Source organism: Rathayibacter sp. SD072 (genome assembly GCF_017355185.1).
Lineage (GTDB): Bacteria > Actinomycetota > Actinomycetes > Actinomycetales > Microbacteriaceae > Rathayibacter.
In genome coordinates this window covers 1-25,806 of sequence record NZ_JADILJ010000026.1, presented here as the reverse complement: position 1 = coordinate 25,806, position 25,806 = coordinate 1, and the positions used below count along the sequence as shown (strand labels likewise).

The window sequence follows — 25,806 nt, the reverse complement described above, 5'->3', positions numbered from 1 at the left end:
GGCGCTCACCGGGAGCGGCGCCGACCACCGGCCGATCCTAGTTCGTGCGGAGCCCGCCCAGCCAATTGGAGAGGAGCCGCAGGCCCGCGGCGCCCGACTTCTCGGGGTGGAACTGGGTCGCCGAGAGAGGACCGTTCTCGACCGCCGCGATGAAGGGACCGCCGTGATCGGACCAGGTGACCGCGGGAGCCGGGAACGGAGGGATGACGTCGAGCGACCACTCCCGGGCGCCGTACGAGTGCACGAAGTAGAAGCGCTCGTCGGCGATGCCGTCGAAGAGGACCGAGCCCGCGGGCGCCTGAACGGTGTTCCAGCCCATGTGCGGGACCACCTCGGCGGGGAGGAGGTCGACCGTGCCGGGCCACTCGCCCAGTCCCTCGCTCTCGACGCCGCGCTCGACGCCGCGCTCGAAGAGCACCTGCATGCCGACGCAGATCCCCAGGACCGGGCGGCCCCCCGAGAGCCGCTTGTCGATGATCTCGCCGCCCCGCGCCTTCGTGAGAGCGTCCATGACCGCGCTGAACGCGCCGACTCCGGGGACGAGCAGCCCGTCGGCCTCCAGCGCCTTCCGGCGGTCGGAGGTGAGCTCGACATCGGCCCCGGCGAGCTCGAGCGCCTTGACGGCGGAGTGGACGTTGCCGGATCCGTAGTCGTAGACGACGACGGACGGGCGGGCGCTCACAGCGCGCCCTTCGTGGAGGGGACCCCAGCGACGAGCGGGTCGAACGCCTTGGCCTGGCGGAAGGCGCGGGCGAACGCCTTGAACTCCGCTTCGGCGATGTGGTGCGGATCGCGACCGCCGAGCACGGTCACGTGCACGGTGAGGCCCGCGTTGAAGGCGATGGCCTCGAAGACGTGGCGGACCATCGAGCCGGTGAAGTGCCCGCCGATGAGGTGCAGGGCGAAGCCCTCCGGCTCCCCCGTGTGCACGAGGTAGGGGCGGCCGGAGATGTCCACGACTGCCTGGACGAGGGCCTCGTCGAGCGGGACCAGGGCATCGCCGAACCGCGAGATGCCGCTCTTGTCGCCCAGCGCCTGCCGGATCGCGGTGCCCAGCACGATGCCGATGTCCTCGGCCGTGTGGTGGATGTCGATCTCGACGTCGCCCGTGGCGCGCACCCGGAGGTCGGTGAGCGAGTGCTTCGCGAAGGCGGTGAGCAGGTGGTCGAAGAAGGGCACGCCGGTCTCGAGGTCCGCGGCACCGGTGCCGTCGAGGTCGATCGAGAGCTCGATGCTCGACTCGCTGGTGGCACGGCTGAGGGAGGCGGTGCGCCCGGGTGCGGCGCTCGGGGAGGTCATGGGACCAGTCTATTCGCCGCCCCCGCACCCCTCGGCGGGTGCGCGCTACTCGTGCGCGAGCGCCGTCGCCGGGTCGGCATCGGGTGCCGGCAGCGAGCGCAGCGCCTCGAGGAACGCGGTCGTCTCCTCCTCGGTGCCCGCGCTCACCCGCAGGTGCCCGGCGATGCCGACGTCGCGGATCAGGACGCCTCGAGCCAGCAGCGCCTCGAAGGTCGCGGCGGGGTCGGCGACCCCGCCGAACAGGACGAAGTTGCTGCCCGTCGCGTGGGGGGTGTAGCCGAGCTCGCGGAGGCCGACGACCATGCGGTCGCGCTGCTCGATGATGTCGCCGACCATCGCGAGCATCTCGTCGGCGTGGGCGAGGGCCGCGGTGGCGGCCGCCTGCGTGAGGGCGGAGAGGTGGTACGGCAGGCGGACGAGCCGGAGGGCGTCGACGACCGCGGGGTCGGCGGCCAGGTAGCCGAGGCGCACGCCGGCGAAGGCGAAGGCCTTGCTCATCGTGCGCGAGACGAGCAGTCGGGGGCGGCCGGGGAGCAGGCTCAGTGCCGTGTCGGCGCCTCGGCCGCCGAACTCGGCGTACGCCTCGTCGACGACGACGATCCCGGAGGTCGCGTTGTACACGGCCTCGATGGTCGCGAGCGGCAGGGGTGTGCCCGTCGGGTTGTTCGGCGCGCAGAGGAAGACGATGTCCGGCTGCGCACGGCGGACCTGCTCCGCCGCGTGGTCGGCTCCGACCTCGAAGTCGGCCTGCCGGGGCGCGGGGATCCACTCGGTGCCGCTGCCGGAGGCGAGGATCGAGTACATCGAGTAGGTCGGGGCGAAGCCGAGGAGCGAGCGACCCGGTCCGCCGAAGGCCTGCAGGATGTGCTGCAGCACCTCGTTCGATCCGTTCGCCGCCCAGATGTTGTCGGCGGTCAGTCCGTGACCGAGGTAACCGGCGAGCGAGTCCCGCAGCTCACGGAACTCGCGGTCGGGGTACCGGTTCACGGTCCGCAGAGCGACCGACACCCGCTCGACGATGTCGGCGATGACGTCGTCGGGGACGGGGTGCGTGTTCTCGTTGACGTTGAGGGCGACGGGGACGACCTTCTGCGGAGCGCCGTAGGGCAGCTTGCCGCGGAGGTCGTCACGGAGAGGGAGGTCGTCGAGAGTCGTCACCAGGGAATGGTAGCGGCGCCCGTCGAGGAGGCAGGGCCCGCCGCAGAGTCGAGCCGAGCCGGCGCTCCGCTCAGCGGACCAGCTCGTAGGCGCCGGGGACGGCGAGGCGCTGCCCGGGCTCGAGGCCGGCGCTCGAGAGCTGGTTGAGGGAGACGATGTCGGAGACGACATCGCGCGGGTCACTGTCGGGTGCGATCTCCTCGGCGAGGGACCAGAGCGACTCCCCCGCGCGCACCGTCACGTACTGGAACTCGACCTCGGAGGTCTCGGCCGAGGCGACCGCTCCTCCACCGTTGAGCCCGAACGCGAAGGCGCCGGCGATGAGCGGGAGCGCCCCGAGAACCGAGAGGGCGGCTCGGCCGCGGCGGGTGATCCGGAGTCGCGTGCGCACGACGGCAGGACGCTTCGCGTCGGCACCGTCGAGGGCGGCGGTGCTGTGCTGGTGGGTGTGCTGATCGATCATGGGGATCGCTCCTTTCAGCAGGGATTCGGGGCGGACCTCGGCCGGGAGGCCGCCCCGAACCTCTGTTCCGAATATATCTTCGAAAAAAGCGGGAGGCAAGAGCCTGACGCGTCGTATCCGTTGTCGAGAACGCGCGACACACTCGAACGAATGTTTCGAACGGCCACCCTTGCCGGATACAGTTTCGAGAGCCCGCTGGTAGTACAGCAGCGACCACCGACATCGGCGATCGACCGCAACCCGGGCGGGCGCGCACGCGGGGTGCGCGCCGAGAGAGGATCACGTGAGCGACGCGCAGACCGCCAAGGCCAAGCAGGGCACCGGACGCCGCCGGAAGAACCTGAGCGCGAAGCAGCTCGCGATCCTCGACGCGATCCAGCGCTCGGTCTCGAGCCGGGGCTACCCGCCGAGCATGCGCGAGATCGGCGACGCGGTCGGCCTCGCCTCGCTCTCGAGCGTCACGCACCAGCTGAACCAGCTCGAGCTCAGCGGCTACCTCCGCCGCGATCCGAACCGCCCGCGCGCTCTCGAGATCCTCATCGACGTGCCGAGCTCGACCGAGGACGACGGGTCGTTCGAGTCGAGCGTGACGGTCGGCGACGCCGCGATGGTGCCGCTGGTCGGGCGGATCGCCGCCGGAGTCCCCATCACGGCGGACCAGCAGATCGACGAGGTGTTCCCCCTCCCCCGCCAGCTGGTGGGCAAGGGCGAGCTCTTCATGCTCAAGGTCGTGGGCGAGTCGATGATCGACGCCGCGATCTGCGACGGCGACTGGGTCGTCGTGCGGTCGCAGCGCACGGCCGAGAACGGCGAGATCGTCGCGGCGATGCTCGACGGCGAGGCCACGGTGAAGGTCCTGCGCCAGCGAGACGGGCACACCTGGCTGCTCCCCCGCAACTCGAACTTCGAGCCGATCCTCGGCGACGAGGCCGAGGTGCTCGGCAAGATCGTCGCGGTCCTGCGCTCCGTCTGAGCGCCGACGACGAAGGGGGCGGACGGCTGCGCGCCGTCCGCCCCCTTCGTCGTGAGAGCTCTTCTAGACGACAGCCTCCGTCAGCGCGAGGCGCGCCTCGGCCGCCGCCGCGACCAGGGAGCGCAGCGACGCTACCGTCTCGTCGTACCCGCGCGTCTTGAGGCCGCAGTCCGGGTTGATCCAGACCTGCCGCGCGGGGATGGAGCCGAGCGCGGTTCCGACGAGGTCCGAGACCTCCTCGACGCCCGGCACCCGTGGGGAGTGGATGTCGTAGACGCCCGGGCCGATGCCCCGGGCGAAGCCCGAGCGCTCGATGTCGACGACGACCTCCATCCGGGAGCGCGCAGCCTCGATGCTCGTCACATCGGCGTCGAGCCGGTCGATCGCGTCGATGACCACGCCGAACTCGGAGTAGCAGAGGTGCGTGTGGATCTGCGTCGCGGCGCGGGCTCCGGCCGTCGCGAGCCGGAAGGACTCGACGGACCACTCGAGGTAGTCCGGCTGATCCGCCTTCTCGAGCGGCAGGAGTTCGCGGAGGGCGGGCTCGTCGACCTGGACGATGCGGATGCCCGCGGCCTCGAGGTCGGCGATCTCGTCGCGGAGGCTCAGCGCCACCTGCACGGCCGTGTCCGCCAGCGGCTGGTCGTCGCGGACGAAGGACCAGGCCAGGATCGTCACCGGCCCGGTGAGCATGCCCTTGACCGGCCGCTCGGTGAGCGACTGGGTGAAGCTCGACCACTCGACGGTGATCGGCGCGGGCCGCGAGACGTCGCCCCAGAGCAGCGACGGGCGCGTGCAGCGGCTCCCGTAGGACTGGACCCAGCCGTTGCGCGTGACGGCGAACCCGTCGAGGTTCTCGGCGAAGTACTGGACCATGTCGTTGCGCTCGGGCTCCCCGTGCACCAGCACGTCGAGGCCGATCTCCTCCTGGAGCGCCACCACCTGCCGGATCTCGTCGCGCATGCGCTCGACGTACTGCTCGTGCGAGAGCTCGCCGCGCGTCAGAGCGGCCCGCGCGGTGCGGATCCCCCGCGTCTGGGGGAAGGAGCCGATCGTCGTGGTGGGGAGCACCGGGAGGCCGAGCGACTGCTCCTGCGCCGCCTCGCGCTCCTCGTAGGGGACTCGGCGGTGATCGTCGACGGTGAGTCGTGCCGCACGCTGCCGCACGGCGCCGTCGCGCACTCCGGGAGCGGAGCGACGGTCCTCGAGCGCGGCGGTGGCCTCGCGCAGCGGCCGCTCGACGGCCGCCGCGCCGGCGAGGAGCCCCTCGGCGAGGACGGCGATCTGCTCGACCTTCTGATCGGCGAACGCGAGCCAGGACGCCAGGCGCGGGTCCAGATCCGGCTCGTCCGTCACGTCGTGCGGGACGTGAAAGAGGGACGTGGAGCTGGACACGGCGACGCCGCCCGCCAGCGGTCGCAGCCCCTCGGCCGTCACGAGGGCCGCCGCGAGATCGCCCCGCCACACGTTGTGCCCGTCGACGACGCCGGCGACCAGCACCGTGCTCTCGAGCCCCGGGGTGGGCGCCGGCGCCGATCCGTTGACGAGATCGACTCCGACGGCCTCCACGGCCGACGCGGCGAGCACCGGCAGGGCGTCGCGGAGATCGCCGTAGGGAGCCGCGACGAACAGCGCCGGACGGTCGACCGCACCGCCGAGCACGCGGTACGCCTCGCGGACGGCATCGAGCACCTCCGTTCGCGGCGCATCGACCGACTCCGAGACCAGCGCGGGCTCGTCGAGCTGCACCCAGTCGGCGCCCGCCGCGCGCAGCCGGGCCAGGAGCTCGACGTAGACCGGGAGGAGATCGGCGAGACGGGAGAGGGGGGAGAACCCCTCGGGGGCCCGGTCCGTCGGCTTCGCGAGCAGGAGGTAGGTCACCGGTCCCACGAGCACCGGACGGGTGGTGAAGCCGGCGTCCCGAGCCTCCCCCACCTCGCGCACCCGGCGGTCGTCCGAGGCCGAGAACGACGTCTCGGGCCCGATCTCCGGCACGAGGTAGTGGTAGTTGGAGTCGAACCACTTGGTCATCTCGAGCGGAGCGCGCTCACCGTCGCCGCGAGCCAGCGTGAAGTAGCCGGCGAGGTCCAGCGAGCCGTCGGCTGCGAGATCGGCGAAGCGCTCGGGGATCGCGCCGACGGCGACGGTGGTGTCGAGGACCTGGTCGTAGAAGGAGTGCGCCTCCGGGATCGAGGAGTCGGTGCGTCCGAGTCCCAGAGCGGCGAGCCGCTCGCGCGTCGCCGCGCGCAGGCCGGCGGCCTCGCGCTCGAGCTCGTCGGCTGTCGCGGCACCGCTCCAGAAGGCCTCGACGGCCTTCTTGAGCTCGCGCCTGCGGCCGATCCTCGGGTACCCCAGGATCGTGCCGGTCGGGAAGTCGGGTGCGGTCGTCGTCATGATGCTCTCTCCGTGGTGAGGGTCGTGGTCGGGGCGGGAGCAGCCAGGAGGCCGCTCTCGGCGAGGACGGCGAGGACCGCCTCGTGCCGGTTGAAGGCGTACAGGTGGACGGCGGGCGCTCCGGACTCGACCAGCGTGCGGACGAGGCCCGCCGCGTGCTCGACTCCGATCCGCGTGCGCGCCTCGTCGTCGGGCTCGACATCGAGCGCGATCGTGAGCTCGGCGGGCAGGTCCTCCCCGCTGAGCTCGAGCATCCGGCGGAGGCGGCCGGGGCTGGTCACCGGCATCACGCCCGGGATGATCGGCATGCGCACGCCGGCGGCTCGCGCCCTCTCGACGAAGCGCACGTAGTCGGCGGGATGGAAGAAGAGCTGCGTGATCGCGAACGACGCTCCCGCCGCCTCCTTCGCGAGGAGCGCGTCGATGTCCTGCGACGACGACCGCGAGCGCGGGTGCCCGTTGGGGAACGCCGCGACCGCCACCTGGGCGCGCGGGCGCGACGCCGGATCCACTCGCAGCGCCGACGATCCTGGAACGGCGACCGCCGCGTAGGGCTCGCGCTCGGCCTGCACGCGGTGGATGAGCTGCACCAGCTCCGCGGCACTGCCCAGCTCGCCGAGGAACGGCTCGCCGTCGGCCGCGTCCGCCGGAGGATCGCCGCGCAGCGCCAGGAACCGGGTGACGCCCGCCTCGAGGAACTCGTGCACGAGCCGACCCGCCTCCGCGGCTGTCGACCCCACACAGGTCAGGTGGGCGAGGGCTTCGACGGAGGTGTGCTGCCGGATGTGGCGGAGGAGCTCGAGCGAGGCGCGCCGGGACGAGCCGCCCGCGCCGTAAGTGACGGAGATGAACGACGGGCCCGCCGCGGCGAGGCGGTCGACCGTGCGCACGAGAGCCGCTGTCGCCGCGTCGGTGCGAGGCGGGTAGACCTCGAAGGAGAAGGGGACCGGAGTCGGACAGTGCGTGTCCGGAGGGGTCTCCGAGCGGGTCGACGGCACAGCGGGCCCTCCGTTCCACAGCGTGTGATCGGTGGGGCGGGTGCCGGGCTCGGCTGTCGCTCCAGGCGCCGGGTGGCGCTCCGGGGTCCACAGTAGGAACGGCTCCGCCGCGCCGTCGAGGCGCGTGACGCGGTGTGACCGGGCGTGACGGAGTGTGTCGCGGGGCGTTGTGCAGAGCGGTCGGACGTGTCCGGAACGACGGAGCGCCCGCGCCCCCCTCCTCGGGGACCGCGGGCGCTCGGGTGGTGCTGCTAGGCCTCGACGGCCGGCGCCGGAGCGGTGAACTCGGCCAGCGGGCCCGCCAGGTCCTGGTGGACCAGGGCCTGCACGCGGGTGCCGCCGTCGACGTAGGCGGTCGCGAGGATCCTGCCGCTGCGGTGCAGCTGCGAGATCACGTCGCCGCGGTCGTACGGCACGAGCAGATCGAGTTCGACGTTCGGCTCGGGCAGGATCTCGGCGATGCGGGAGCGCAGCTCGTCGATGCCCTCGCCCGTCCTCGCCGACACGAAGACCGCGTCCGGAGCGAGACCGCGGAGGACGAGACGAGCGCCCTCGTCGACCAGGTCGGACTTGTTGAAGGCGATGATCTCGGGGATGCTGCGCGCGCCCACCTCGCCGATCACGTCGCGGACGGTCGCGATCTGCCCCGCGGGGTCGGGGTGCGAGGCGTCGACGACGTGGACGATGATGTCGGAGTCGGCGACCTCCTCGAGCGTCGAGCGGAACGCCTCGACCAGCTGGTGGGGCAGCGCCCGCACGAAGCCGACGGTGTCGGCGAACGTGTACAGGCGGCCGTCGGCCGTCTGAGCCTTCCGGACCGTGGCGTCGAGCGTGGCGAACAGCGAGTTCTCGACCAGGACGCCCGCGTGGGTCATCCGGTTGAGCAGGCTCGACTTGCCGGCGTTGGTGTAGCCGGCGATCGCGACCGACGGGACGGCGTTGCGCTTGCGGTTCGCGCGCTTGGCCTCGCGGGCGGGCTTCATCGCGGTGATCTGCTTGCGCAGTCGCGCCATGCGGGTGTGGATGCGACGCCGGTCGAGCTCGATCTTCGTCTCACCCGGTCCGCGCGAGCCCATGCCGGCACCCGCGCCCACCTGGCCACCGGCCTGGCGGGACATCGACTCGCCCCATCCGCGCAGTCGCGGGAGGAGGTACTCGAGCTGGGCGAGCTCGACCTGCGCCTTGCCCTCCCGGCTCTTGGCGTGCTGGCTGAAGATGTCGAGGATCACCGCGGTGCGGTCGATCACCTTCACCTTCACCACGTCCTCCAGCGCACGGCGCTGGCTCGGGGCGAGCTCGGTGTCGGCCACGACGGTGTCCGCGCCGAGGGCCGCGACGACGCCGGCGAGCTCCTGGGCCTTGCCCTTGCCGAGGTAGGTGCTCGGGTCGGGGTGCGGTCGGCGCTGCAGCAGTCCGTCGAGCACGGTCGCCCCCGCCGTCTCGGCGAGAGCGGCGAGCTCGTGCAGCGAGTTCTCGGCGTCCTCGAGCGAGCCCTGCGAGTACACGCCGATCAGCACCACGTTCTCGAGGCGCAGCTGGCGGTACTCGACCTCCGTGACGTCCTCGAGCTCGGTCGAGAGGCCGGCGACGCGGCGCAGGGCCTGCCGGTCCTCGCGGTCGAACTGCTCGCCGTCCGAGTCCTCGCCCCCGTGGCCCGACGTCTGCAGCGCCTGGGCGCCGCCCGAGACGAAGCGCGAGTATCCCGCCGACCGCGACTGCGCGTTCGCCAGAACCCTCGAGACGACGTCCACGGCCTCGGTCGTGCCGGTCTCGTTCAGGTCTTCCGTCATCCGGATAACACTAACTCCTCAGGTCTTGATAGGTTCACTTCTCATGGCCGCCGAGCACTACTTCACGAGTACGCCCGACGGTGACATCCGGCCCCGCAGGATCACGGCCCGCCTGGCGGGCCGCGACCTCGAGCTGACCACCGCCGGAGGCGTGTTCAGCCCCGGCCATGTGGATCTCGGAACCCGCGTCCTGCTGGACGCGGTTCCCGAGCCTCCCGCGAGCGGGGACCTGCTGGACCTCGGCTGCGGCTGGGGTCCGATCGCTCTCTCGCTCGCCCTCGGCGCTCCGGACGCCCGGGTGTGGGCGGTGGACGTCAATCAGCGGGCGCTCGAGCTGGTCCGTCGCAACTGCGAGGAACTCGGCGTCACCAATGTCAACGCCGTCCTGCCGGAGGATGTTCCCGCGGACGTGCGGTTCGACGCGATCTGGTCGAACCCGCCGATCCGCATCGGCAAGGAGGAGCTGCACGCGCTGCTCGAGCGCTGGCTCCCCCGACTGGCTCCCGGAGCCGACGGGTGGCTGGTCGTGCAGAGGAACCTCGGGTCCGACTCGCTGCAGAAGTGGCTCGTCGAGGCTTTCGACGAGCGGCTCGAGGTCGAACGGGTCGCCAGCGCCAAGGGCTTCCGCGTCCTGCGGACCACCCGCTCGGCCTGACTCCCGCGTCAGTCGATGCGGATCGTGCCGGTGTAGACGAGGTCGGCCGGACCGGACAGGCCCACGTGCTCGCCCTCCTCGGTGGCGAACATCGTGACTCCGAGCGTGCCGCCCGGGACGTCGACGCGCCACGACTGCGGCGCACGGGCTCCCGCCCAGTAGCGCACCGCGAGGGCGGCCGCCGCGGCGCCGGTGCCGCAGCTGAGGGTCTCCCCGCTGCCCCGCTCGTGCACGCGCATCCGGATGCGGCCGATCCCGTCGTGGATCAGCGGCTCCCCCGGCACGACGAACTCGATGTTCGCACCGTCCACGGGCTCCGGCTCGACCTGGGGGATGTAGGTCAGATCGGCGGAGTCGAGCTCCTCGTCGTTGCTGAGGGCGACGACGACGTGCGGGTTGCCGAGATCGATCCCGAGGCCGGGACGGGCGACCTTGAGCTCCTTGGCCCGCACCAGCGGCTCGCCGCCCGCCAGCTCCCAGCGCCCCAGGTCGACCTGGAACCCGGAGCCGCTGCGCGTGAGGTCGCGCACACCGGCGCGGGTGCCGATCGGCAGGGTGTCGCCCGGCTCGAGCTCGGCGAGGCCGCTCGCCAGGAGGAACGCCGCGTACACGCGGACGCCGTTGCCGCACATCTCGGCGATCGATCCGTCGGCGTTGCGGTAGTCCATGAACCACTCGGCCTCCGGCTCCTCCGCGAGCGAGGCCGCACCCTCGGCGATCGCCCTTGAGCGCACGGCGCGGATGATCCCGTCGGCTCCGACGCCGAAGTGCCGGTCGCAGATCATCGCGATCTGCGCGGGCGTGAGGTCCACCTCACCGTCGGGGTCGCTGAAGAGCACGAAGTCGTTCCCGGTGCCCTGGCCCTTGGTGAAGTGCAGCTCGATCGTCATGGCGGACAGCCTAGCGAGGAGCGGAGTCGTCGAGCTGGGCTGCGACCGCGGCCCGTGCCGCCAGATCCGGTGCTCCGGACGGGAGGCGGTGGGCGTCGCGGTAGCGGCGGAACCAGCTGTTCTGCCGCCGGGCGTAGCGGCGGGTGAGCGATTGCGTCGAGGCGATCGCCTCCTCCTGCGAGAGCTCGCCCGCACGCTGCCCGAGCGCCTGGGCGTAGCCGATCGCGCGGCTCGCGGTGACGCCTCGCTCGATCCCGAGGGGCACCAGCCGCTCCACCTCGTCGAGCACGCCGTCGGCCCACATCCGCTCGACCCGCTCGTCGAGCCGGCGCACCAGGACGTCGCGGGGCGCCTCGAGGAACAGCAGCTCCGCCGGCCGCCAGAGCTCCGGCTCGTCGGACATCAGGGCGCTGTTCGGGGTGCCGGTGAGCTCGGTGATCTCGAGGGCGCGGACGATGCGGCGGACGTTGTGCGGGCCGATCCGAGCAGCGACGACCTCGTCCACGGCGCGCAGGCGCTCGAACAGGACGCCCGCGCCCTCGCGCTCCGCGGTCTCCTCGAGCGCCCGACGCACCTGCGGGTCGGTCCCCGCGAAGGAGAACTCGAAGACGACGCTCGAGACGTACAGACCTGAGCCCCCGACCAGGATCGGCAGGGCCCCGCGCGCCAGCACTTCCTCGACGACGCGGCGCGCCTCGGACTGGTAGCGCGCGACCGACGCCTCCTCGGTGACGTCGAGGACGTCGAGGAGGTGGTGCGGGACCCCGCGCCGCTCGTCGGGACGGAGCTTCGCCGTGCCGATGTCCATGCCGCGGTAGAGCTGCATGGCGTCGGCGTTGACGATCTCGGCCCCGCGGCCGGCCGCGCGCACCCGCTCGGCGAGATCGAGGGCGAGCTCGGACTTGCCCGTGCCCGTCGCCCCGACGACCGCGATCAGCTCGGGTGCTCCCGCGTCAGCGCTCGCCATCGAGAGCGTCGTAGATCGGAGACGTCAGCGTCGCCGGCCGCGCGCGGAGCGCCGGCAGGCCGAGGGAGACCCGCGGCGCGCCGCCGGTGCCACCGGTCGACGGCACGCCGCACGACTCCGTCTGCGCGCGGTCCCACGCGTCGCCCGCGCGGGTCCGGCGGATGCGCAGCGGCGCTCCGTCCGGGGAATCGGCGAGCAGGTAGAACGGAGCGGCACGGGTGACCAGGACCGAGACGACGTCTCCGGGCCGCGGCTGCTCCGAACCGGCGGGCACGTCGAAGTGGACGAGCCGGCTGTCCTCGGCACGACCGCTGAGGCGGTGCGTCTCGGCGTCGCGGCGACCCTCCCCCGTGGCGACCAGGACCTCGACCTCGCGGCCGACGACCGCGCGGTTCTCCTGCTCGCTGATCGCGTCCTGCAGGGCGACGAGGCGCTCGTAGCGCTCCTGCACCACCCGCTTGGGCAGCTGGTCGGGCATCGTCGCCGCAGGGGTCCCGGGCCTGATCGAGTACTGGAAGGTGAAGGCCGAGGCGAAGCGCGCCTCCTCGACGACGCGCAGCGTCTCGGCGAAGTCGGCCTCCGTCTCGCCGGGGAACCCGACGATGATGTCGGTGCTGATGGCGGCGTGCGGGATCCTCGCTCGCACCCGGTCGAGGATGCCGAGGAAGCGCTCGGAGCGGTACGAGCGGCGCATCGCCTTGAGCACCCGGTCGGACCCCGACTGCAGGGGCATGTGCAGCTGAGGCATGACGGCCGGAGTCTCGGCCATCGCGTCGATGACGTCGTCGGTGAAGGCCGCGGGGTGGGGGCTCGTGAAGCGGATCCGCTCGAGCCCGTCGATCGTGCCTGCGGCGCGCAGCAGCTTCGAGAACGCCTGGCGGTCGCCGAACTCGACGCCGTAGGAGTTCACGTTCTGCCCGAGGAGGGTCACCTCGATGGCCCCGTCGTCGACGAGGGCCTGGATCTCGGCAAGGACGTCGCCGGGACGGCGGTCCTTCTCCTTGCCGCGGAGCGAGGGGACGATGCAGAACGTGCAGGTGTTGTTGCAGCCCACCGAGATGGACACCCACCCGCTGTAGGTCGAGTCGCGCTTGGTGGGGAGCGTCGACGGGAAGACGTCGAGCGACTCGAGGATCTCGAGCTGCGCCTCCTCGTTGTGGCGGGCGCGCTCGAGCAGGCTCGGAAGAGCGCCCATGTTGTGGGTGCCGAATACCACATCGACCCACGGGGCCTTGTCGAGGATGACGTTCTTGTCCTTCTGCGCCAGGCAGCCGCCGACGGCGATCTGCATGCCCTCGTGGCGGCGCTTGACCGAGGCGAGGTGGCCGAGGTTGCCGTAGAGCTTGTTGTCGGCGTTCTCGCGCACCGCGCAGGTGTTGATGACGACCACGTCGGCCTCGGCGCCGTCGGCCGGAACGTAGCCCGCCGCCTCGAGGGACCCGCTCAGCCGCTCGGAGTCGTGGACGTTCATCTGGCAGCCGAACGTGCGGACCTCGTAGGTCCTCGGGCGGGCGACGGCAGCGGAGACCGGAGCGGGGATGAGCGTGGTCATGGTCAGGGATTCTACGCGCCGGTCGGAGCGCTCCCGGCGCGCCCTCGGGGTGGGAGCACCCCGAGCGGCTCAGCGGAAGCGGACGCTCGAGCCGGGCTTGCGGACGGTCTCGCGCACGACGCGCTGCACGAGGGCGCCGGAGTAACCGCGGCGCGCCAGGAATCCGGTGAGGCGCCGCTCCGCCACCTCGTCCGACAGGGAGCGCAGGCTCGGCAGGCGCTTGCGCGCGAGCTCGACGGCGGTGCGGTACTCGTCGTCCCCGTCGAGCTCGTCGAGCGCCGCGGCGATGGCATCGGGGTCGAGCTTGCGCCCGCGGAGCTCCTGCATGATCGAGGACCTGCCGAGCTTCTTGCGCTCGCGCAGCTGCGTGACGAGCTGCCCGGCCATCCGGTGGTCGTCGAGGTAGCCGAAGCGGGCGAACCGCTCGAGGATCTCGAGTGCGTCCTTCTCGGCGACGCCCTCGGTGTAGAGGCGCGCCTCGACCTCGGCGACCGACAGGCTCTTGCGCGAGAGGCCCCGGACGATGCGGTCGGCGATCTGCTCGGGATCGGGCTCCTCGGGCAGCTCGAACGCCTCGTCGTCCTCGTCGGCGGCCTCCTCGGCAGGCGCGGTCTCGGGGAGTGCCGCCTCGGGAGCAGCCGGCGAGCGGCGGGCGACGTGGGCCGACAGCTCGGCGATCCGATCCGTCCGCCCGTCGCCCGCGCCCGTCGGAGCGGAGGCGGACGCCTCCGTCTCCTGCTCGCCGTCCGTGACCCAGGGGAGGAAGGCCACGGGACGACCCTCGGCCCTCTCCCCGTTCGCGTCTCGCACCGGGCTCAAGCGCCCTTGCGGACGGGCTGCTTGGCGACGGGCTGCTTGGTCTCGATCGCGACCGGAGCGGCGTCCTTCACCGCGTTCGGATCGGCGACGACACCCAGCTTGATGAGGATGCGCTTCTCGATCTCTGCCGCGATGTCGGGGTTGTCGATGAGGAACTGGCGCGCCTTCTCCTTGCCCTGTCCGAGCTGGTCGCCGTCGTAGGTGTACCAGGCACCCGACTTGCGGACGATCTCGTGCTCGACACCGAAGTCGATGAGGCTTCCCTCGCGCGAGATGCCGATGCCGTAGAGGATGTCGAACTCCGCCTGCTTGAACGGCGGCGCCATCTTGTTCTTGACGACCTTGACGCGGGTGCGGTTGCCGACCGCGTCGGTACCGTCCTTCAGCGTCTCGATGCGGCGGATGTCGAGGCGGACCGACGCGTAGAACTTGAGCGCCTTGCCGCCGGCGGTGGTCTCGGGGCTGCCGAAGAAGACGCCGATCTTCTCGCGGAGCTGGTTGATGAAGATCATCGTGGTGTTGGTGGTGTTCAGCCCGCCGGTGAGCTTGCGCAGCGCCTGGGACATGAGGCGCGCCTGCAGACCGACGTGCGAGTCGCCCATCTCGCCCTCGATCTCGGCACGCGGCACGAGTGCGGCGACGGAGTCGATGACGATCAGGTCGATGGACCCCGAGCGGACGAGCATGTCGGCGATCTCGAGGGCCTGCTCTCCGGTGTCGGGCTGGGACACGAGCAGGGAGTCGATGTCGACGCCGAGCTTCTTGGCGTACTCGGGGTCGAGCGCGTGCTCGGCGTCGATGAACGCCGCGATGCCGCCGTTGCGCTGCGCGTTCGCGATGGCGTGCAGCGTCAGCGTCGTCTTACCGGAGGACTCGGGGCCGTAGATCTCGACGATGCGGCCGCGCGGGAGCCCGCCGATGCCGAGCGCGACGTCGAGGGCGATCGAGCCGGTCTGGATCACCTCGACGGGGGCGCGCTCGTCGCTGCCGAGGCGCATGACGGCGCCCTTGCCGAACTGGCGGTCGATCTGCGCGAGTGCGGTCTCGAGGGACTTCTCGCGGTCTGAGGAACTGGGCATGGCCGTCTCGCTCTCGTGTCGGGGTGGTATCGCCTACAGGCTGTCGCGTCGTGCCGGTGATGCCGCCGTGGTGAACACGACGCCGGCCGGCTGCGACAAGGCGGTGAAGCAGGTCCGTTGACTTGTCATCACGGTATGCCGGACCACCGACATCGGCGCCCGGCGCGAGCGCCTCCGTGGACACGGCGGCGTTCCTGCTTCTGTGGAGGAGCCTAGACCCGATCGAACACGACTTCGATCATCGGCACCCGGCGTGTCGAACACGACTTCGGGAGTCAGGGCGAGCGACGGCTCAGCGGCGACGGCTCTTCGGGTCGATCCCGTGCCAGCGGCTCTCGGGCACGTCGCTCGCGCGGCACAGGGCGAGCCAGACCTCCCGGGGCTCCGCACCGTCCCGGAGCGCCCGGTCCGCCGTCCGCCCGTCGAGCTCGGTCAGCACGAGATCGGACACGAGCACGCGGGCGTAGGACGCCCCGAACTCGTCGTCGACCAGCTGTCGGAACTCGCTCAACCTCATGACTCCACGCTAACCGCAGAGGCGGCCGGCCGGGAACGACGAAGGGCGCCCGGGCCGGAGCCGGGGCGCCCTTCGCGTGGAATGGAGGTGGGGGATGAAGCGGTCGGGACCGTCTACCGCGTGACGAGGTCCGCGTCGAATCCGGCGACCATGTCGGCCGGGATGGTGTCGGGAATGGTGTCGATCCCCTCGATCACCGCGAGCCGGTCTCCGACTTCGCGCATGATCACGGAGATGGGGGTGTCGAGCGCATCGGCGACAGAGGCGAGGATCTCCGAGGAGGCCTCCTTCTGACCGCGCTCGACCTCGCTCAGGTAGCCCAGAGCGACACTCGCCTTGCTGGCCACCTGGCGCAGCGTGCGACCTTTCTGCAGGCGGAAGTCCCTGAGGACATCGCCGATCTCCTGACGAACTAGAACCATTGGACCCTCCTTCTCCACGTCAACCGCTTCTTCGTCCACGGTCTCGTCGAGTGATGCCGGAGCATGAATTCGAAGGGGGGTGTGTACGAAGGAACCGGATAGCTGTTCACTACCCGGCTCGTGTGAGTCGACTCTAATACCGGATGACTGGACTTTGCGTGTGAGCGACGTCAGATGTAACCGGGGCGAAACCCAGGGCATTCCACGATTCCGGAGCGATTCCGGAACACTCAGGCGGGTTCGTCGGAGGAGTGCGCGAAGGTGTCCTCGGCCAGGCGCAGGGCCGCCTCGACGCTCGCCGCCCGGATCCCCGCGCGGTCGCCCTCGAAGCGGTGCTCGCGCACCGTCTCGAGACCTCCGAGCACCACGGCGATGAAGACCGTGCCCACCGCGCGGCCTCCCTGCGGGTCCGGCCCCGCGACTCCGGTGGTCGCGATGCCGACCGTGCGGGCGCCGACGGCTCCGAGCCGCTCGGCCGCTCCCCGGGCCATCTGCAGCGCGACCTCGGGGTGCACCGGGCCCTCCGCCTCCAGGAGCGCCTCGTCGACGCCGAGCAGCCGGTGCTTGAGGTCGGTCGCGTAGCTCACCACGGCTCCGCGGTGCACCGCCGAGGCGCCGGGCACCTCCACGATCGCGGAGCTCAGTGCTCCGCCGGTGAGCGACTCCGCCACGGCGAGTCCGAGTCCGCGGGCCTCCAGCGCGCGGACGAGCGCCTCGGCGATCACGCCCGGCGTGCCGCTCGACTCTGGCGGGCGGCGTCGGCGAGGTAGTCGACGCCCGTCGCGACGGTGAGGACGACGGCGACGGTCATGGTCGCGCCGTTGAGCCAGTGCACCCACTCGCCGAGCACGTTCCAGAACGGCAGCAGCGCGAGCGAGAGGGCCACGGACTGCGCGATCGTCTTCAGTTTGCCCCCGCGCGAGGCGGGGATCACGCGATCGGACAGCACGGCCATCCGGAACACCGTGATGCCGATCTCGCGCACGAGGACGAGGATCGTCACCCACCACGGCAGCTCGAGGAGGATCGAGAGCCCGATGAGGGCGGCGCCGGTCAGCACCTTGTCGGCGATGGGGTCGAGCAGCTTGCCGAGATCGGTGACCAGGCCGCGGCTGCGGGCGATGTGCCCGTCGATGCCGTCGGTCGCGATGGCGACGATGAAGAGCAGCGCGGCCGCGATCCGGAGGCCGCCGTCGTCTCCCCCGTCGGCGAGCAGCATCCAGAAGAACACCGGCGCGAGCAGGATCCGCACCACGGTGATCGCGTTCGGCAGGTTCCAGTTGCTCACCGGCGAGGCCTTGTCGTGAGTGGGAGTGCTCATCGTGCTCCTGCGTTCGTCGTGGTCGTCCGGTGCGCCGCGCGGATCATCGCTCAGTCGCGTCCCGTGAGGTGCCAGGCGTCGTCGTCCGAGCTCTCGTCGTGGTCGTGGTAGTCGACGGCGGCGGGACCGGTCGGCTCGGCCAGCGGGTCGTCGTAGGGGTCCGGAGCGACAGCGGAGGGGGCGACGGGAGCCTCGCCCGGCTCCTCTCCGCGCATGCGGGCCAGCACCCCGGGCAGCTGCTCGGCGGTCACCAGCACGTCGCGGGCCTTGGACCCCTCGGAGGGTCCGACGACCTCGCGCGACTCGAGGAGGTCCATCAACCGCCCCGCCTTCGCGAACCCGACACGGAGCTTGCGCTGGAGCATGGACGTCGAGCCGAACTGCGTGCTGACCACGAGCTCGGCCGCGGCGACGAGCAGCTCGAGGTCGTCCCCGATGTCGGAGTCGACCTCCTTGCGCTGCGCCTGGACGGTGATGTCCTGGCGGTACTCGGGCTGCGCCTGCCGGGTGACGTGCTCGACGACCTTCGCGATCTCGTCCTCGCGGACCCACGCGCCCTGCACGCGCATCGGCTTGTTCGTGCCCATCGGCAGGAAGAGTCCGTCGCCCTGGCCGATCAGCTTGTCGGCGCCCGGCTGGTCGAGGATCACCCGGGAGTCGGTGACGCTCGTGACCGCGAACGCGAGACGGCTCGGCACGTTGGCCTTGATCAGGCCGGTGACGACGTCGACGCTCGGGCGCTGGGTCGCGAGCACCAGGTGGATGCCGGAGGCGCGCGCGAGCTGGGTGATGCGGACGATCGAGTCCTCGACGTCGCGCGGGGCGACCATCATCAGGTCGGCCAGCTCGTCGACGACCACCAGCAGGTAGGGGTACGGCTTCAGCACGCGGTTGCTGCCCGGCGGCAGGACGATCTCGCCGCCGCGGACAGCGGCGTTGAAGTCGTCGATGTGGCGGTAGCCGAACGACGCGAGGTCGTCGTACCGCATGTCCATCTCCTTCACGACCCACTGCAGCGCTTCGGCCGCCTTCTTGGGGTTCGTGATGATGGGCGTGATGAGGTGCGGCACGCCTCCGTAGATCGTCAGCTCGACGCGCTTGGGGTCGATGAGGACCATGCGGACGTCCTGCGGCCGCGCGCGCATGAGCAGGCTCGTGATCATGGAGTTCACGAAGCTGGACTTGCCGGAGCCGGTGGAGCCGGCGACCAGGAGGTGCGGCATCTTGGCGAGGTTCGCCACGACGTAGCCGCCCTCGACGTCCTTGCCGACGCCGATGGTCATCGGATGTGTCGACGTCGTGGAGGCCGAGGAGCGCAGGACGTCGCCCAGCGACACGATCTCGCGGTCGGTGTTCGGGATCTCGACGCCGATGGCGCTCTTGCCGGGGATCGGCGAGAGGATCCGGACCTCGTTGCTGGCGACGGCGTAGGAGAGGTTCTTGCTCAGCGCGGTGACGCGCTCGACCTTCACGCCAGGACCGAGCTCGATCTCGTAGCGCGTGACAGTGGGCCCCCGGGAGAAGCCGGTGACCGTGGCGTCGACGTTGAACTGCTGCAGCACCTCGGTGATCGCGCGGACCATCTCGTCGTTCGCCGCGGAGCGCGCCTTGGACGGCGTGCCGGTGGACAGCGCCGCGGCCGACGGGAGCCGGTACGGGGTGTCGTCCTCGAACGAGGAGTCGAAGCCGGCGGTCGGGTCGTCGGCGGGCACGGGGGCGATGGGACCGGTCTCGATGACCGGCGGCACCGGGACGGCGGGCGCGACGTCGAGGTCGTCCAGTCGGATGACTCCGGTCGCGTCGTCGTCGACGACCCCGACGGGAGTGGTGGCGGCGCCGGAGCGCTCGAAGCGCGCGAGGGCCGCCTCGGCGTCCTCGACGTCCGAGAGCACCTGGGTCTCGTAGGAGCGCGTGGGCGGATCGGAGGGCTCGTCGTGCTCCTCGAGGGCGGTGTCGAAGCCCTTCGTGCGGGACCGGCCGCGACGGCCCTTCGGCTCGTCGACGATCTCGGTGAGCGAGTCGATCGGGAGCTCGGCCTGCACTGTCGGCTCGTCCTCGCGCCCGGACTCGGTCCGACGCCACCAGGGCAGCTCGCCGCCCTCCTCCTGATCGTCGGACGACTCCGCCTCGGCCTTGGCGGCCGCCTTCGCGGCGGCCTTCTCGGCCTTCAGACGGGCCCGCTCCTCGTCGTCGACGACGGGAGTGCCGAAGAGGTACGAGTAGAGGTCGCGGAACCGCGCGCCGAGCCTGTTCGGCGGCGTCTTGGTGATGATGAAGAGCGAGAGCAGGATGACTGCCGAGAGCACCACCGTCGCGCCGAGCACGGTCGCGATCGCGACGAGCGGGGCGCCGACGAGCCAGCCGAGCACGCCTCCGGCGGCGGCCATGCGGAGGATCCCGTCGCCCGGGTAGGGCGTGCCGAGGTGGGCGTGGCAGATGCCCGCGGAGGCGATCAGCAGGAACGACAGGCCCACGCCGATCCGGCCGTTGTCGTCGACGGAGCTCGGGTGCCGGAAGAGCCACAGTGCGAAGAGCACGAGGACCACCGGGAGCACGTAGGCCACCCGTCCGAAGAGGGCGCCGAAGCTCCACGCGTCGAGCACCTGCGCGACGGGATCGCCCGCGAGGAACCACTCGACCACTGCGCCCGCGACTCCGAGCAGGACCAGGAGGAACGGCACGCCGTCGCGGCGCTCCTCCTTCGCGAGGCGCTCGGGGCCGAGGGCGCGCGCGGCGCCGCCCACGACGTGCGCGAGCGTCATCCACAGGCGGACGAGGACGTTGGTGCGCGGACCGGAGTCGAAGGCGACGGTGGCCTTCGTCTCGGCCGCTCCCCGCCCCGAGCCCCGGCCGGAACGCGGCGCGCCGGAGCGCGCGGGCGAGCTCCCCCGCCCGCGGGAGGTCGTCTTGGTACTCGTGGCCATGCTGCCACCGTACCTGCAGCCCCCGTCATCGCCGGGGACCCGCGCCGAGGCCGCCCGCTCAGCGCAGGGTCGCGACCATGGTCTCGGCGTCGCCCCGGTCGGCGACGGCCGTGAAGCCCTCGCTCCGGTACAGGCGGCGGGCGAAGTTGTCGGTCGCGACGCTCAGCGACACCCGGGCGTAGCCGGCCGACCGCGCCTGCTCGAGCGCCGCCTTGAGCAGCGCGCGCCCCACTCCCTGCGCCCGCCAGACCGGCCGGACTCCGAGCGTGAGCTCGGGGACGCCCGGCGCGACGAAGCCGCGTCCCGGCACGGCGGTCGTGAACAGGCGCGACCAGCACGCGCCGATCCGCTCTCCCTCACCTGTCTCGGCGATCGAGCCCAGGTCTCCCGGGCGGGGCCAGCCCGCGATGTACCGGCGGGTGGACTCCTCCTCGAGGACGTCGATCCGGGTCCTGGCGGTCGTCCAGTTCCAGTTGGCGGCCTCGACCAGCATGTCGGCGAGGAACGGCGCGTCCTCGCGCCGGGCGGTGCGGATCCTGTACTCCACGTGCGGCCTCCTGGCTGCTCGGTCGGTGGTTCCCCCGGCGGGCGGTGCGCCCCCTCTTCGGCTGCGGCGGACTCGGGAGCAGCGCTCCCCCGCCCGCCGGGTCAGGCCTCGATGACGAGCGGCACGATCATCGGCCGGCGGCGGTAGCTGGAGTTCACCCAGCGGCCGACGACGCGGCGGATGGTCTGGGACAGGGCGTGCTGATCGCTGACTCCGCTCTGCACCGCCTCCTCCAGCGCCTTCGCGATGCGCGGCTTCACCTCGTCGAAGACGCGGTCGTCCTCGGCGAAGCCCTTGGCGTGGATCTCGGGGCCGACGACGATGCGGCCGGTTCCCGCCTCCACGACGACGATGATCGAGATGAAGCCCTCCTCGCTGAGGATGCGGCGGTCCTTGAGATCGGCGTCCGTGATCTCGCCGACGGTCGAGCCGTCGACGTAGACGAAGCCGAGATCGAGCTGCCCGACCCGGGTGACCGTGCCGTCGAGGAGGTCGAGGACCGTGCCGTCCTCGGCGATGATCGTGTTCTCCTCCGCGATGCCCGTGTCGCGCGCCAGCTTCGCGTTCGCGACGAGGTGGCGGTACTCGCCGTGCACCGGCATGACGTTGAGCGGCTTGAGGATGTTGTAGCAGTAGATCAGCTCGCCGGCCGCCGCGTGACCCGAGACGTGCACCTTGGCGTTGCCCTTGTGCACCACGGTCGCGCCGAGCCTGGTCAGGCCGTTGATCACGCGGTAGACGGCGTTCTCGTTGCCGGGGATGAGGCTCGACGCGAGGATGACGGTGTCGCCCTCCCCCGGCTCGATCTGGTGGTCGAGGTTCGCCATGCGGCTGAGGACCGCCATCGGCTCGCCCTGGGAGCCGGTCGACATGTAGACGATCCGGTCCTCGGGGATGTCCCCCGCCTTCTTGAAGTCGATCAGCACGCCCTGCGGCACCCTGAGGTAGCCGAGGTCGGCGGCGATGCCCATGTTGCGGACCATCGAGCGGCCCAGCAGGGCGACGCGGCGCCCGTTCGCGTGAGCGGCGTCGAGGACCTGCTGCACGCGGTGGACGTGGCTCGAGAAGCTCGCGACGATGACGCGGCGCGACGCCTTCGCCATCACGCTCTCGATGACCGGGCCGATGTCGCGCTCGTTCGGCGTGAATCCGGGGACGTCGGCGTTCGTCGAATCGACCATGAACAGGTCGATGCCCTCCTCGCCCAGTCGGGCGAAGGCGCGGAGGTCCGTGATCCGGCCGTCCAGGGGCAGCTGGTCCATCTTGAAGTCGCCGGTGTGCAGCACCGAGCCCGCGTCCGTGATGATCGCGACGGCGAGCGCATCCGGGATGGAGTGGTTGACGGCGACGAACTCGAGCTCGAAGGGCCCGAGGTTCTCGATGTCGCCCTCCTTCACCGCCAGCGTGTACGGCTTGATCCGGTGCTCCTTGAGCTTCGCCTCGACCAGCGCGAGGGTGAGCGTCGAGCCGATGAGCGGGATGTCGCGCTTGAGCTTCAGGAGGTAGGGGACGGCGCCGATGTGGTCCTCGTGGCCGTGGGTCAGGACGACGCCCACGATGTCGTCGAGGCGGTCCTTGATCGGGGAGAAGTCGGGGAGGATCAGATCGACGCCCGGCTGGTTCTCCTCGGGGAAGAGCACGCCGCAGTCCACGACCAGGATCTTGCCGTCGATCTCGAAGATCGTCATGTTGCGGCCGATCTCGCCGAGACCGCCCAGCGGGATGATGCGCAGCGTGCCGGCCGCGAGCGCCGGCGGGGTGATCACGGGACTGGGCATGCGCCCTCCTCTTCGTTCGGTTCTCGGTGGAGGTGCCGCTCGAGCGGCGTCAGCGTGTGGTGCCGGCGACCTTGGGGAGGGCGCCGCCGGCGGCGGCGTTGCGGTCGGGGCGGAAGTTGCGGAAGTCGACGCCGGGGATGTCGCGCACGAGGCCGAGCTCGTCCTCGATGAGCGCCGCCTCCGACTCCTCCGGGCCGACCAGGGGCAGGCGCACGCGCGGGGAGGAGATGCGGCCGAGGCCGTGGAGGATGTACTTCGCGGCGACGGTACCGGGGACGTGCGTCATCACGGCGCGCACGAGCGGCTCGAGCTGCTGGTGGGCGAGGGTCGCGGCGCGCAGGTCGCCCGCGTTCACCGCGTCGACGATGGTGCGGTAGGGCGAGGACGCGATGTTGGCGGTGACGCCGATGAGGCCCGTCGCTCCGATCGCGAGCTCGGGCAGCACGTTCGCGTCGTCGCCGCAGAAGTACATCAGGTCGGTCTGGTTGAGGACGCGGCTCACCTCGGACAGATCGCCCTTGGCGTCCTTGACGGCCAGGATGTTCGGGTGCTTGGCCGCGCGCAGGATCGTCTCGTAGCGGATGGGGACGCCGGTGCGCCCCGGGATGTCGTAGAGGATGACGGGCAGGTCCGTCGCGTCGGCGATCATCCGGAAGTGCGTGAGGATGCCGGCCTGCGTGGGCTTGTTGTAGTACGGCGTCACGATCATGTTGCCGTCGGCGCCGGCCTTCTCGCTCTGGCGGGCGAGCTGCATCGCGTGCGCGGTCTCGTTCGAGCCGCCGCCGGTGATGATCTTCGCGCGGCCCGCGGCGACCGACTTGCCGACCTCGACGAGGCGGATCTTCTCGGGGTCGGTGAGCGTGCTGGTCTCGCCCGTGGTGCCGGTCACGACGATGCCGTCGGCGCCCGCGCGGATGCAGTCGTCGATGTGCTTCTCGACGCCGGGCCAGTCGACCTCGCCGTCGGCGGTGAACGGGGTGACCAGGGCGACCAGGACCTGGCCGAAAGGATTCTCCGGAGTTGACACGAGGCCAGGGTAGCGGGTCGGACGCGAGTGGCCGGGGGCTTCGTCGGGCGGAGCCGACTCGTTGAGAGGACGCGGACCGGGGCGTCCTCGACGAGCAGCGCCCGCCCCGCGTCCACTGGAGCGCCTGCGTCGTCCCGAGTCGACGCGGAGCGGGCCTCGCGCGCGGAGCTCGTCCCGGTCCGGGTCGACTCGCGCGCGGCACTCCGACGTCCCGGAGGCCGTCCGAGAGCTAGGGAGCGACGCGGCCGTTGGCGTTGAACGCGGCGTAGGTGAGGGGCATGAGCTCCTCGAAGCGCTGCTCCATCTGCTCGGCCGCCATCTCGATCTCGCGCTGCGGGAAGGAGGGGAACGTCGAGTCCTCGCGCTTGGTGCGCAGCGAGAGGAAGTTCATCAGGGAGCGCGCGTTCAGCGTCACGTACATCGACGAGTAGATGTTGAGCGGGAGGACGATGCGCGCGACCTCGCGGGCCACTCCCTCGCCGAGCATCCGCTGGTAGGCCTCGAAGGCCTGCGTGCTCGCGCGGCGGGTCTCGGCGACGACGAGCTCGGTCTGCTCCGGCGTGCCGGGCTCGAAGGAGTAGGCGCCGGGCTTGCCGACCTGCACGAGGTTGCGCTGGGGGCCGGGCACGTAGAAGACAGGGCGGAGCTCGCGGTAGCGGCCCGACTCCTCGTTGTAGGAGGCGATTCGGTGCCGCATGAACTCGCGGAACACGAAGATCGGCGCCTGCACGTAGAAGGTCATCGAGTTGTGCTCGAACGGCGAGCCGTGGCGGTCGCGCATCAGGTAGTTGATGAGGCCGCGGTCGCGCTTGCGCTGGATCTCGGCGTCGGCCTCCTCGGCGTCGAGCGCGCCGGCGAGGGTCTGCTCGCCCTGCGTCGAGACGCGGGCGGCGAAGAGGACGTCGGAGTCGTGGGCGCTCGAGCGCACCAGCTCGACGACGACATCGGAGCGGAACTCGATGGCGTGCCCCTCTCCGTCGGAGTCCATGGGGGGAGTCGCGCTCGTCTGCTCGGTCACCGGAACGACGATAGAGCACTCGGGGGCCGGTCGACTCATGACGCAACAACGTGCACGAGCGCGAGGATCGCGCCTAGCCTTCCCCCGTGGATCCCCTCCTGATCGCCGCCCTGCTGGCCGGACTCGTCGCCCTCGCGGCGGCGCTCGGCCTGGCCCACCGGCGCGCGAGCGGGCGTGTCCGAGCCCGGCCCGTCGCGTCCGCCGACCGGATCGATCCCGCCTCGCTCCTCCCGGGGGCCGCTCTGGGCGCCTCGGCGACGGTCGTGCAGTTCTCGACGGAATACTGCTCCCGCTGCCCGGGCGTGCACCGGATGCTCGACGCACTCGTCCAGGAGCGGGACGGCGTCGTGCACCTCGAGGTCGACCTCACGCGCCGCGCCGACCTCGCCGACCGCTTCCGCGTCCTGCAGACCCCGACCCTGCTCGTCCTCGATGCCGACGGAGTGGCGCGCAGCCGCCTCAGCGGGGCCCCCTCCCGCTCCGTGGTGCTCGACGAGCTCGACCGACTCCTGGAGAGGACCCCGTGACCGCTTCCGCCCCCGCCGGCCGCGTCGATCCGCGGGGTCCGCGCTTCGCCGCCTCCGTGACCGCGCTCCTCCTGCTCCTCACGGTCGGCCTGGCACTCGCCGCTCCGGCGCGAGCGGACCTCTCGGAGCGGCTCGTGCAGCCGGGCTTCCTCCTGCTCGCCGTGCTCGCCGCGCTGTTCGCGTGGTCGGCGGCGCGCGGCGTCGGCTCCGGTCCGTGGGCGGTCGTGTTCCGCCGGCTGGTCCGCCCGCGACTCGCGCCGCCCCGGGAATGGGAGGACGCTCGCCCGCTCCGCTTCGCGCAGCTGGTCGGACTCGTCGTGACGGGCGCCGGGGTGCTCCTCCATCTCGCGGGTGTGCCCTACGCCGTCGCGGCGGCTGGCTCGCTCGCGTTCCTCGCCGCCGTCCTCAACGCGGCGTTCGGGCTCTGCCTGGGCTGCGAGCTCTACCTGCTCCTCGCGCGCGCGGGACTGCTCGGGCGCTCGGCGGGCTCCCGGGCGTGAGGCTCTAGGCTGGGATCCGCCTCGCGGGCCGCCCGCAGCAGGCCTCGGGAGGCACTCATGAGCGACTCATCCGCACGGCACACCGGCGAATCGGACGGCGCAGCCGCGACCGGCGGCTCGACCCGCCGTTCCACCCGCGCGAGCGCTCCCCGGCCCGCGGTCCTGCCGCCCGTCGACCCCGCTCCCGC

General features: G+C 71.6%; 26 protein-coding genes. 5 read left to right on the top strand and 21 right to left on the bottom strand.

Annotation, left to right across the window (positions count from 1 at the left end; translation table 11 throughout):
* Positions 1–37: 37 nt before the first annotated feature.
* From hisH to IOC53_RS11505, 4 genes are all read right to left on the bottom strand, one after another.
* Positions 38–682, bottom strand: coding sequence for an imidazole glycerol phosphate synthase subunit HisH (gene hisH / locus IOC53_RS11520; protein WP_207405843.1), 645 nt, complete (start codon positions 680–682; stop codon positions 38–40).
* The gene (gene hisB / locus IOC53_RS11515) at positions 679–1,299 is read right to left on the bottom strand and encodes an imidazoleglycerol-phosphate dehydratase HisB (RefSeq protein ID WP_207405841.1); all 621 of its coding nucleotides are present in this window, start codon (positions 1,297–1,299) and stop codon (positions 679–681) included. The genes hisH and hisB overlap by 4 nt, the downstream gene beginning before the upstream one ends.
* 45 nt (positions 1,300–1,344) lie before the next feature.
* A complete protein-coding gene (locus IOC53_RS11510; RefSeq protein ID WP_207405839.1) occupies positions 1,345–2,457 on the bottom strand; it encodes a histidinol-phosphate transaminase in 1,113 nt (370 codons plus the stop codon).
* A gap of 70 nt (positions 2,458–2,527) precedes the next feature.
* Complete coding sequence (locus IOC53_RS11505) at positions 2,528–2,920, bottom strand: LysM peptidoglycan-binding domain-containing protein (protein ID WP_207405837.1); 393 nt, start codon at positions 2,918–2,920, stop codon at positions 2,528–2,530.
* A gap of 283 nt (positions 2,921–3,203) precedes the next feature.
* Here IOC53_RS11505 and lexA point away from each other — a divergent pair, with 283 nt between their 5' ends.
* Positions 3,204–3,893: a transcriptional repressor LexA gene (gene lexA / locus IOC53_RS11500; RefSeq protein WP_207405835.1), complete on the top strand. Its 690-nt coding sequence runs from the start codon at positions 3,204–3,206 to the stop codon at positions 3,891–3,893.
* Between the two features lie 63 nt (positions 3,894–3,956).
* On the opposite strand, the gene metE is transcribed toward lexA, so the two are convergent.
* The 3 genes from metE to hflX all read right to left on the bottom strand — a co-directional run bounded on the left by metE (position 3,957) and on the right by hflX (position 9,075).
* Positions 3,957–6,287: a 5-methyltetrahydropteroyltriglutamate--homocysteine S-methyltransferase gene (gene metE / locus IOC53_RS11495; RefSeq protein ID WP_207405833.1), complete on the bottom strand. Its 2,331-nt coding sequence runs from the start codon at positions 6,285–6,287 to the stop codon at positions 3,957–3,959.
* On the bottom strand, positions 6,284–7,177 hold the full coding sequence (locus IOC53_RS11490) for a methylenetetrahydrofolate reductase (protein WP_374070733.1): 894 nt from the start codon (positions 7,175–7,177) through the stop codon (positions 6,284–6,286). Before IOC53_RS11490 ends, metE begins: the two co-directional genes overlap by 4 nt.
* Before the next feature lie 359 nt (positions 7,178–7,536).
* Positions 7,537–9,075 carry a GTPase HflX gene (gene hflX / locus IOC53_RS11485; RefSeq protein ID WP_207405829.1) on the bottom strand — a complete coding sequence of 513 codons (1,539 nt, stop codon included), beginning with the start codon at positions 9,073–9,075 and terminating at the stop codon, positions 7,537–7,539.
* A gap of 43 nt (positions 9,076–9,118) precedes the next feature.
* On the opposite strand from hflX, the gene IOC53_RS11480 reads away from it, so the two are divergent.
* Positions 9,119–9,730, top strand: a complete 612-nt coding sequence (locus IOC53_RS11480) for a class I SAM-dependent methyltransferase (protein WP_207405827.1) — start codon at positions 9,119–9,121, stop codon at positions 9,728–9,730.
* 8 nt (positions 9,731–9,738) lie between these two features.
* Here the strand turns inward: IOC53_RS11480 and dapF are convergent, their stop codons facing one another.
* The 5 genes from dapF to recA form a co-directional block, all read right to left on the bottom strand.
* The gene (gene dapF / locus IOC53_RS11475; RefSeq protein ID WP_207405826.1) at positions 9,739–10,620 is read right to left on the bottom strand and encodes a diaminopimelate epimerase; all 882 of its coding nucleotides are present in this window, start codon (positions 10,618–10,620) and stop codon (positions 9,739–9,741) included.
* Between the two features lie 10 nt (positions 10,621–10,630).
* Positions 10,631–11,587: a tRNA (adenosine(37)-N6)-dimethylallyltransferase MiaA gene (miaA, locus tag IOC53_RS11470; protein WP_207405824.1), complete on the bottom strand. Its 957-nt coding sequence runs from the start codon at positions 11,585–11,587 to the stop codon at positions 10,631–10,633.
* Positions 11,574–13,139 (bottom strand): tRNA (N6-isopentenyl adenosine(37)-C2)-methylthiotransferase MiaB, encoded by a 1,566-nt coding sequence (gene miaB / locus IOC53_RS11465; protein WP_207405822.1) that lies wholly within the window; start codon positions 13,137–13,139, stop codon positions 11,574–11,576. The genes miaA and miaB overlap by 14 nt, the downstream gene beginning before the upstream one ends.
* 69 nt (positions 13,140–13,208) lie before the next feature.
* The gene (locus IOC53_RS11460; protein ID WP_207405820.1) at positions 13,209–13,910 is read right to left on the bottom strand and encodes a regulatory protein RecX; all 702 of its coding nucleotides are present in this window, start codon (positions 13,908–13,910) and stop codon (positions 13,209–13,211) included.
* A 44-nt stretch (positions 13,911–13,954) separates the two neighbouring features.
* On the bottom strand, positions 13,955–15,037 hold the full coding sequence (gene recA / locus IOC53_RS11455; protein ID WP_055793336.1) for a recombinase RecA: 1,083 nt from the start codon (positions 15,035–15,037) through the stop codon (positions 13,955–13,957).
* On the opposite strand from recA, the gene IOC53_RS19260 reads away from it, so the two are divergent.
* The gene (locus IOC53_RS19260) at positions 15,036–15,158 is read left to right on the top strand and encodes a hypothetical protein (RefSeq protein WP_278250064.1); all 123 of its coding nucleotides are present in this window, start codon (positions 15,036–15,038) and stop codon (positions 15,156–15,158) included. The two genes, recA and IOC53_RS19260, sit on opposite strands and share 2 nt — an antisense overlap.
* A 171-nt stretch (positions 15,159–15,329) precedes the next feature.
* On the opposite strand, the gene IOC53_RS11450 is transcribed toward IOC53_RS19260, so the two are convergent.
* The 9 genes from IOC53_RS11450 to thyX form a co-directional block, all read right to left on the bottom strand.
* A complete protein-coding gene (locus IOC53_RS11450) occupies positions 15,330–15,554 on the bottom strand; it encodes a DUF3046 domain-containing protein (protein ID WP_207405818.1) in 225 nt (74 codons plus the stop codon).
* 113 nt (positions 15,555–15,667) lie between these two features.
* Positions 15,668–15,976 (bottom strand): helix-turn-helix domain-containing protein, encoded by a 309-nt coding sequence (locus tag IOC53_RS11445; protein WP_055793878.1) that lies wholly within the window; start codon positions 15,974–15,976, stop codon positions 15,668–15,670.
* Positions 15,977–16,206: 230 nt separating this feature from the next.
* Entirely contained in the window at positions 16,207–16,701 is a 495-nt protein-coding gene (locus IOC53_RS11440) for a CinA family protein (RefSeq protein WP_307786172.1), read from the bottom strand.
* Positions 16,698–17,297, bottom strand: coding sequence for a CDP-diacylglycerol--glycerol-3-phosphate 3-phosphatidyltransferase (gene pgsA / locus IOC53_RS11435; RefSeq protein WP_207405816.1), 600 nt, complete (start codon positions 17,295–17,297; stop codon positions 16,698–16,700). Before pgsA ends, IOC53_RS11440 begins: the two co-directional genes overlap by 4 nt.
* A gap of 50 nt (positions 17,298–17,347) precedes the next feature.
* Complete coding sequence (locus IOC53_RS11430; protein ID WP_207405814.1) at positions 17,348–20,221, bottom strand: DNA translocase FtsK; 2,874 nt, start codon at positions 20,219–20,221, stop codon at positions 17,348–17,350.
* A gap of 58 nt (positions 20,222–20,279) precedes the next feature.
* The gene (locus IOC53_RS11425) at positions 20,280–20,768 is read right to left on the bottom strand and encodes a GNAT family N-acetyltransferase (protein WP_307786171.1); all 489 of its coding nucleotides are present in this window, start codon (positions 20,766–20,768) and stop codon (positions 20,280–20,282) included.
* Between the two features lie 101 nt (positions 20,769–20,869).
* Complete coding sequence (locus IOC53_RS11420) at positions 20,870–22,546, bottom strand: ribonuclease J (RefSeq protein ID WP_207405812.1); 1,677 nt, start codon at positions 22,544–22,546, stop codon at positions 20,870–20,872.
* Positions 22,547–22,595: 49 nt separating this feature from the next.
* Positions 22,596–23,573 (bottom strand): 4-hydroxy-tetrahydrodipicolinate synthase, encoded by a 978-nt coding sequence (gene dapA / locus IOC53_RS11415; RefSeq protein ID WP_207405810.1) that lies wholly within the window; start codon positions 23,571–23,573, stop codon positions 22,596–22,598.
* 229 nt (positions 23,574–23,802) lie between these two features.
* Positions 23,803–24,561, bottom strand: a complete 759-nt coding sequence (thyX, locus tag IOC53_RS11410; RefSeq protein WP_207405880.1) for an FAD-dependent thymidylate synthase — start codon at positions 24,559–24,561, stop codon at positions 23,803–23,805.
* A 116-nt stretch (positions 24,562–24,677) separates the two neighbouring features.
* Here thyX and IOC53_RS11405 point away from each other — a divergent pair, with 116 nt between their 5' ends.
* Both IOC53_RS11405 and IOC53_RS11400 read left to right on the top strand, forming a co-directional pair.
* Positions 24,678–25,118 carry a thioredoxin family protein gene (locus IOC53_RS11405; protein WP_207405808.1) on the top strand — a complete coding sequence of 147 codons (441 nt, stop codon included), beginning with the start codon at positions 24,678–24,680 and terminating at the stop codon, positions 25,116–25,118.
* Positions 25,115–25,618 carry a DUF4395 domain-containing protein gene (locus tag IOC53_RS11400; RefSeq protein ID WP_207405806.1) on the top strand — a complete coding sequence of 168 codons (504 nt, stop codon included), beginning with the start codon at positions 25,115–25,117 and terminating at the stop codon, positions 25,616–25,618. Before IOC53_RS11405 ends, IOC53_RS11400 begins: the two co-directional genes overlap by 4 nt.
* Positions 25,619–25,806 lie beyond the last annotated feature (188 nt).

Coding starts and splice junctions, on each gene's coding strand:
- hisB (WP_207405841.1), bottom strand. CDS start 1,299: ATGACCTCCCCGAGCGCCGCACCCGGGCGCACCGCCTCCCTCAGCCGT.
- IOC53_RS11505 (WP_207405837.1), bottom strand. CDS start 2,920: ATGATCGATCAGCACACCCACCAGCACAGCACCGCCGCCCTCGACGGT.
- metE (WP_207405833.1), bottom strand. CDS start 6,287: ATGACGACGACCGCACCCGACTTCCCGACCGGCACGATCCTGGGGTAC.
- hflX (WP_207405829.1), bottom strand. CDS start 9,075: ATGACGGAAGACCTGAACGAGACCGGCACGACCGAGGCCGTGGACGTC.
- IOC53_RS11480 (WP_207405827.1), top strand. CDS start 9,119: ATGGCCGCCGAGCACTACTTCACGAGTACGCCCGACGGTGACATCCGG.
- dapF (WP_207405826.1), bottom strand. CDS start 10,620: ATGACGATCGAGCTGCACTTCACCAAGGGCCAGGGCACCGGGAACGAC.
- miaA (WP_207405824.1), bottom strand. CDS start 11,587: ATGGCGAGCGCTGACGCGGGAGCACCCGAGCTGATCGCGGTCGTCGGG.
- miaB (WP_207405822.1), bottom strand. CDS start 13,139: ATGACCACGCTCATCCCCGCTCCGGTCTCCGCTGCCGTCGCCCGCCCG.
- IOC53_RS19260 (WP_278250064.1), top strand. CDS start 15,036: ATGGCCGTCTCGCTCTCGTGTCGGGGTGGTATCGCCTACAGGCTGTCG.
- recA (WP_055793336.1), bottom strand. CDS start 15,037: ATGCCCAGTTCCTCAGACCGCGAGAAGTCCCTCGAGACCGCACTCGCG.
- IOC53_RS11450 (WP_207405818.1), bottom strand. CDS start 15,554: ATGAGGTTGAGCGAGTTCCGACAGCTGGTCGACGACGAGTTCGGGGCG.
- IOC53_RS11445 (WP_055793878.1), bottom strand. CDS start 15,976: ATGGTTCTAGTTCGTCAGGAGATCGGCGATGTCCTCAGGGACTTCCGC.
- pgsA (WP_207405816.1), bottom strand. CDS start 17,297: ATGAGCACTCCCACTCACGACAAGGCCTCGCCGGTGAGCAACTGGAAC.
- IOC53_RS11430 (WP_207405814.1), bottom strand. CDS start 20,221: ATGGCCACGAGTACCAAGACGACCTCCCGCGGGCGGGGGAGCTCGCCC.
- IOC53_RS11420 (WP_207405812.1), bottom strand. CDS start 22,546: ATGCCCAGTCCCGTGATCACCCCGCCGGCGCTCGCGGCCGGCACGCTG.
- thyX (WP_207405880.1), bottom strand. CDS start 24,561: ATGGACTCCGACGGAGAGGGGCACGCCATCGAGTTCCGCTCCGATGTC.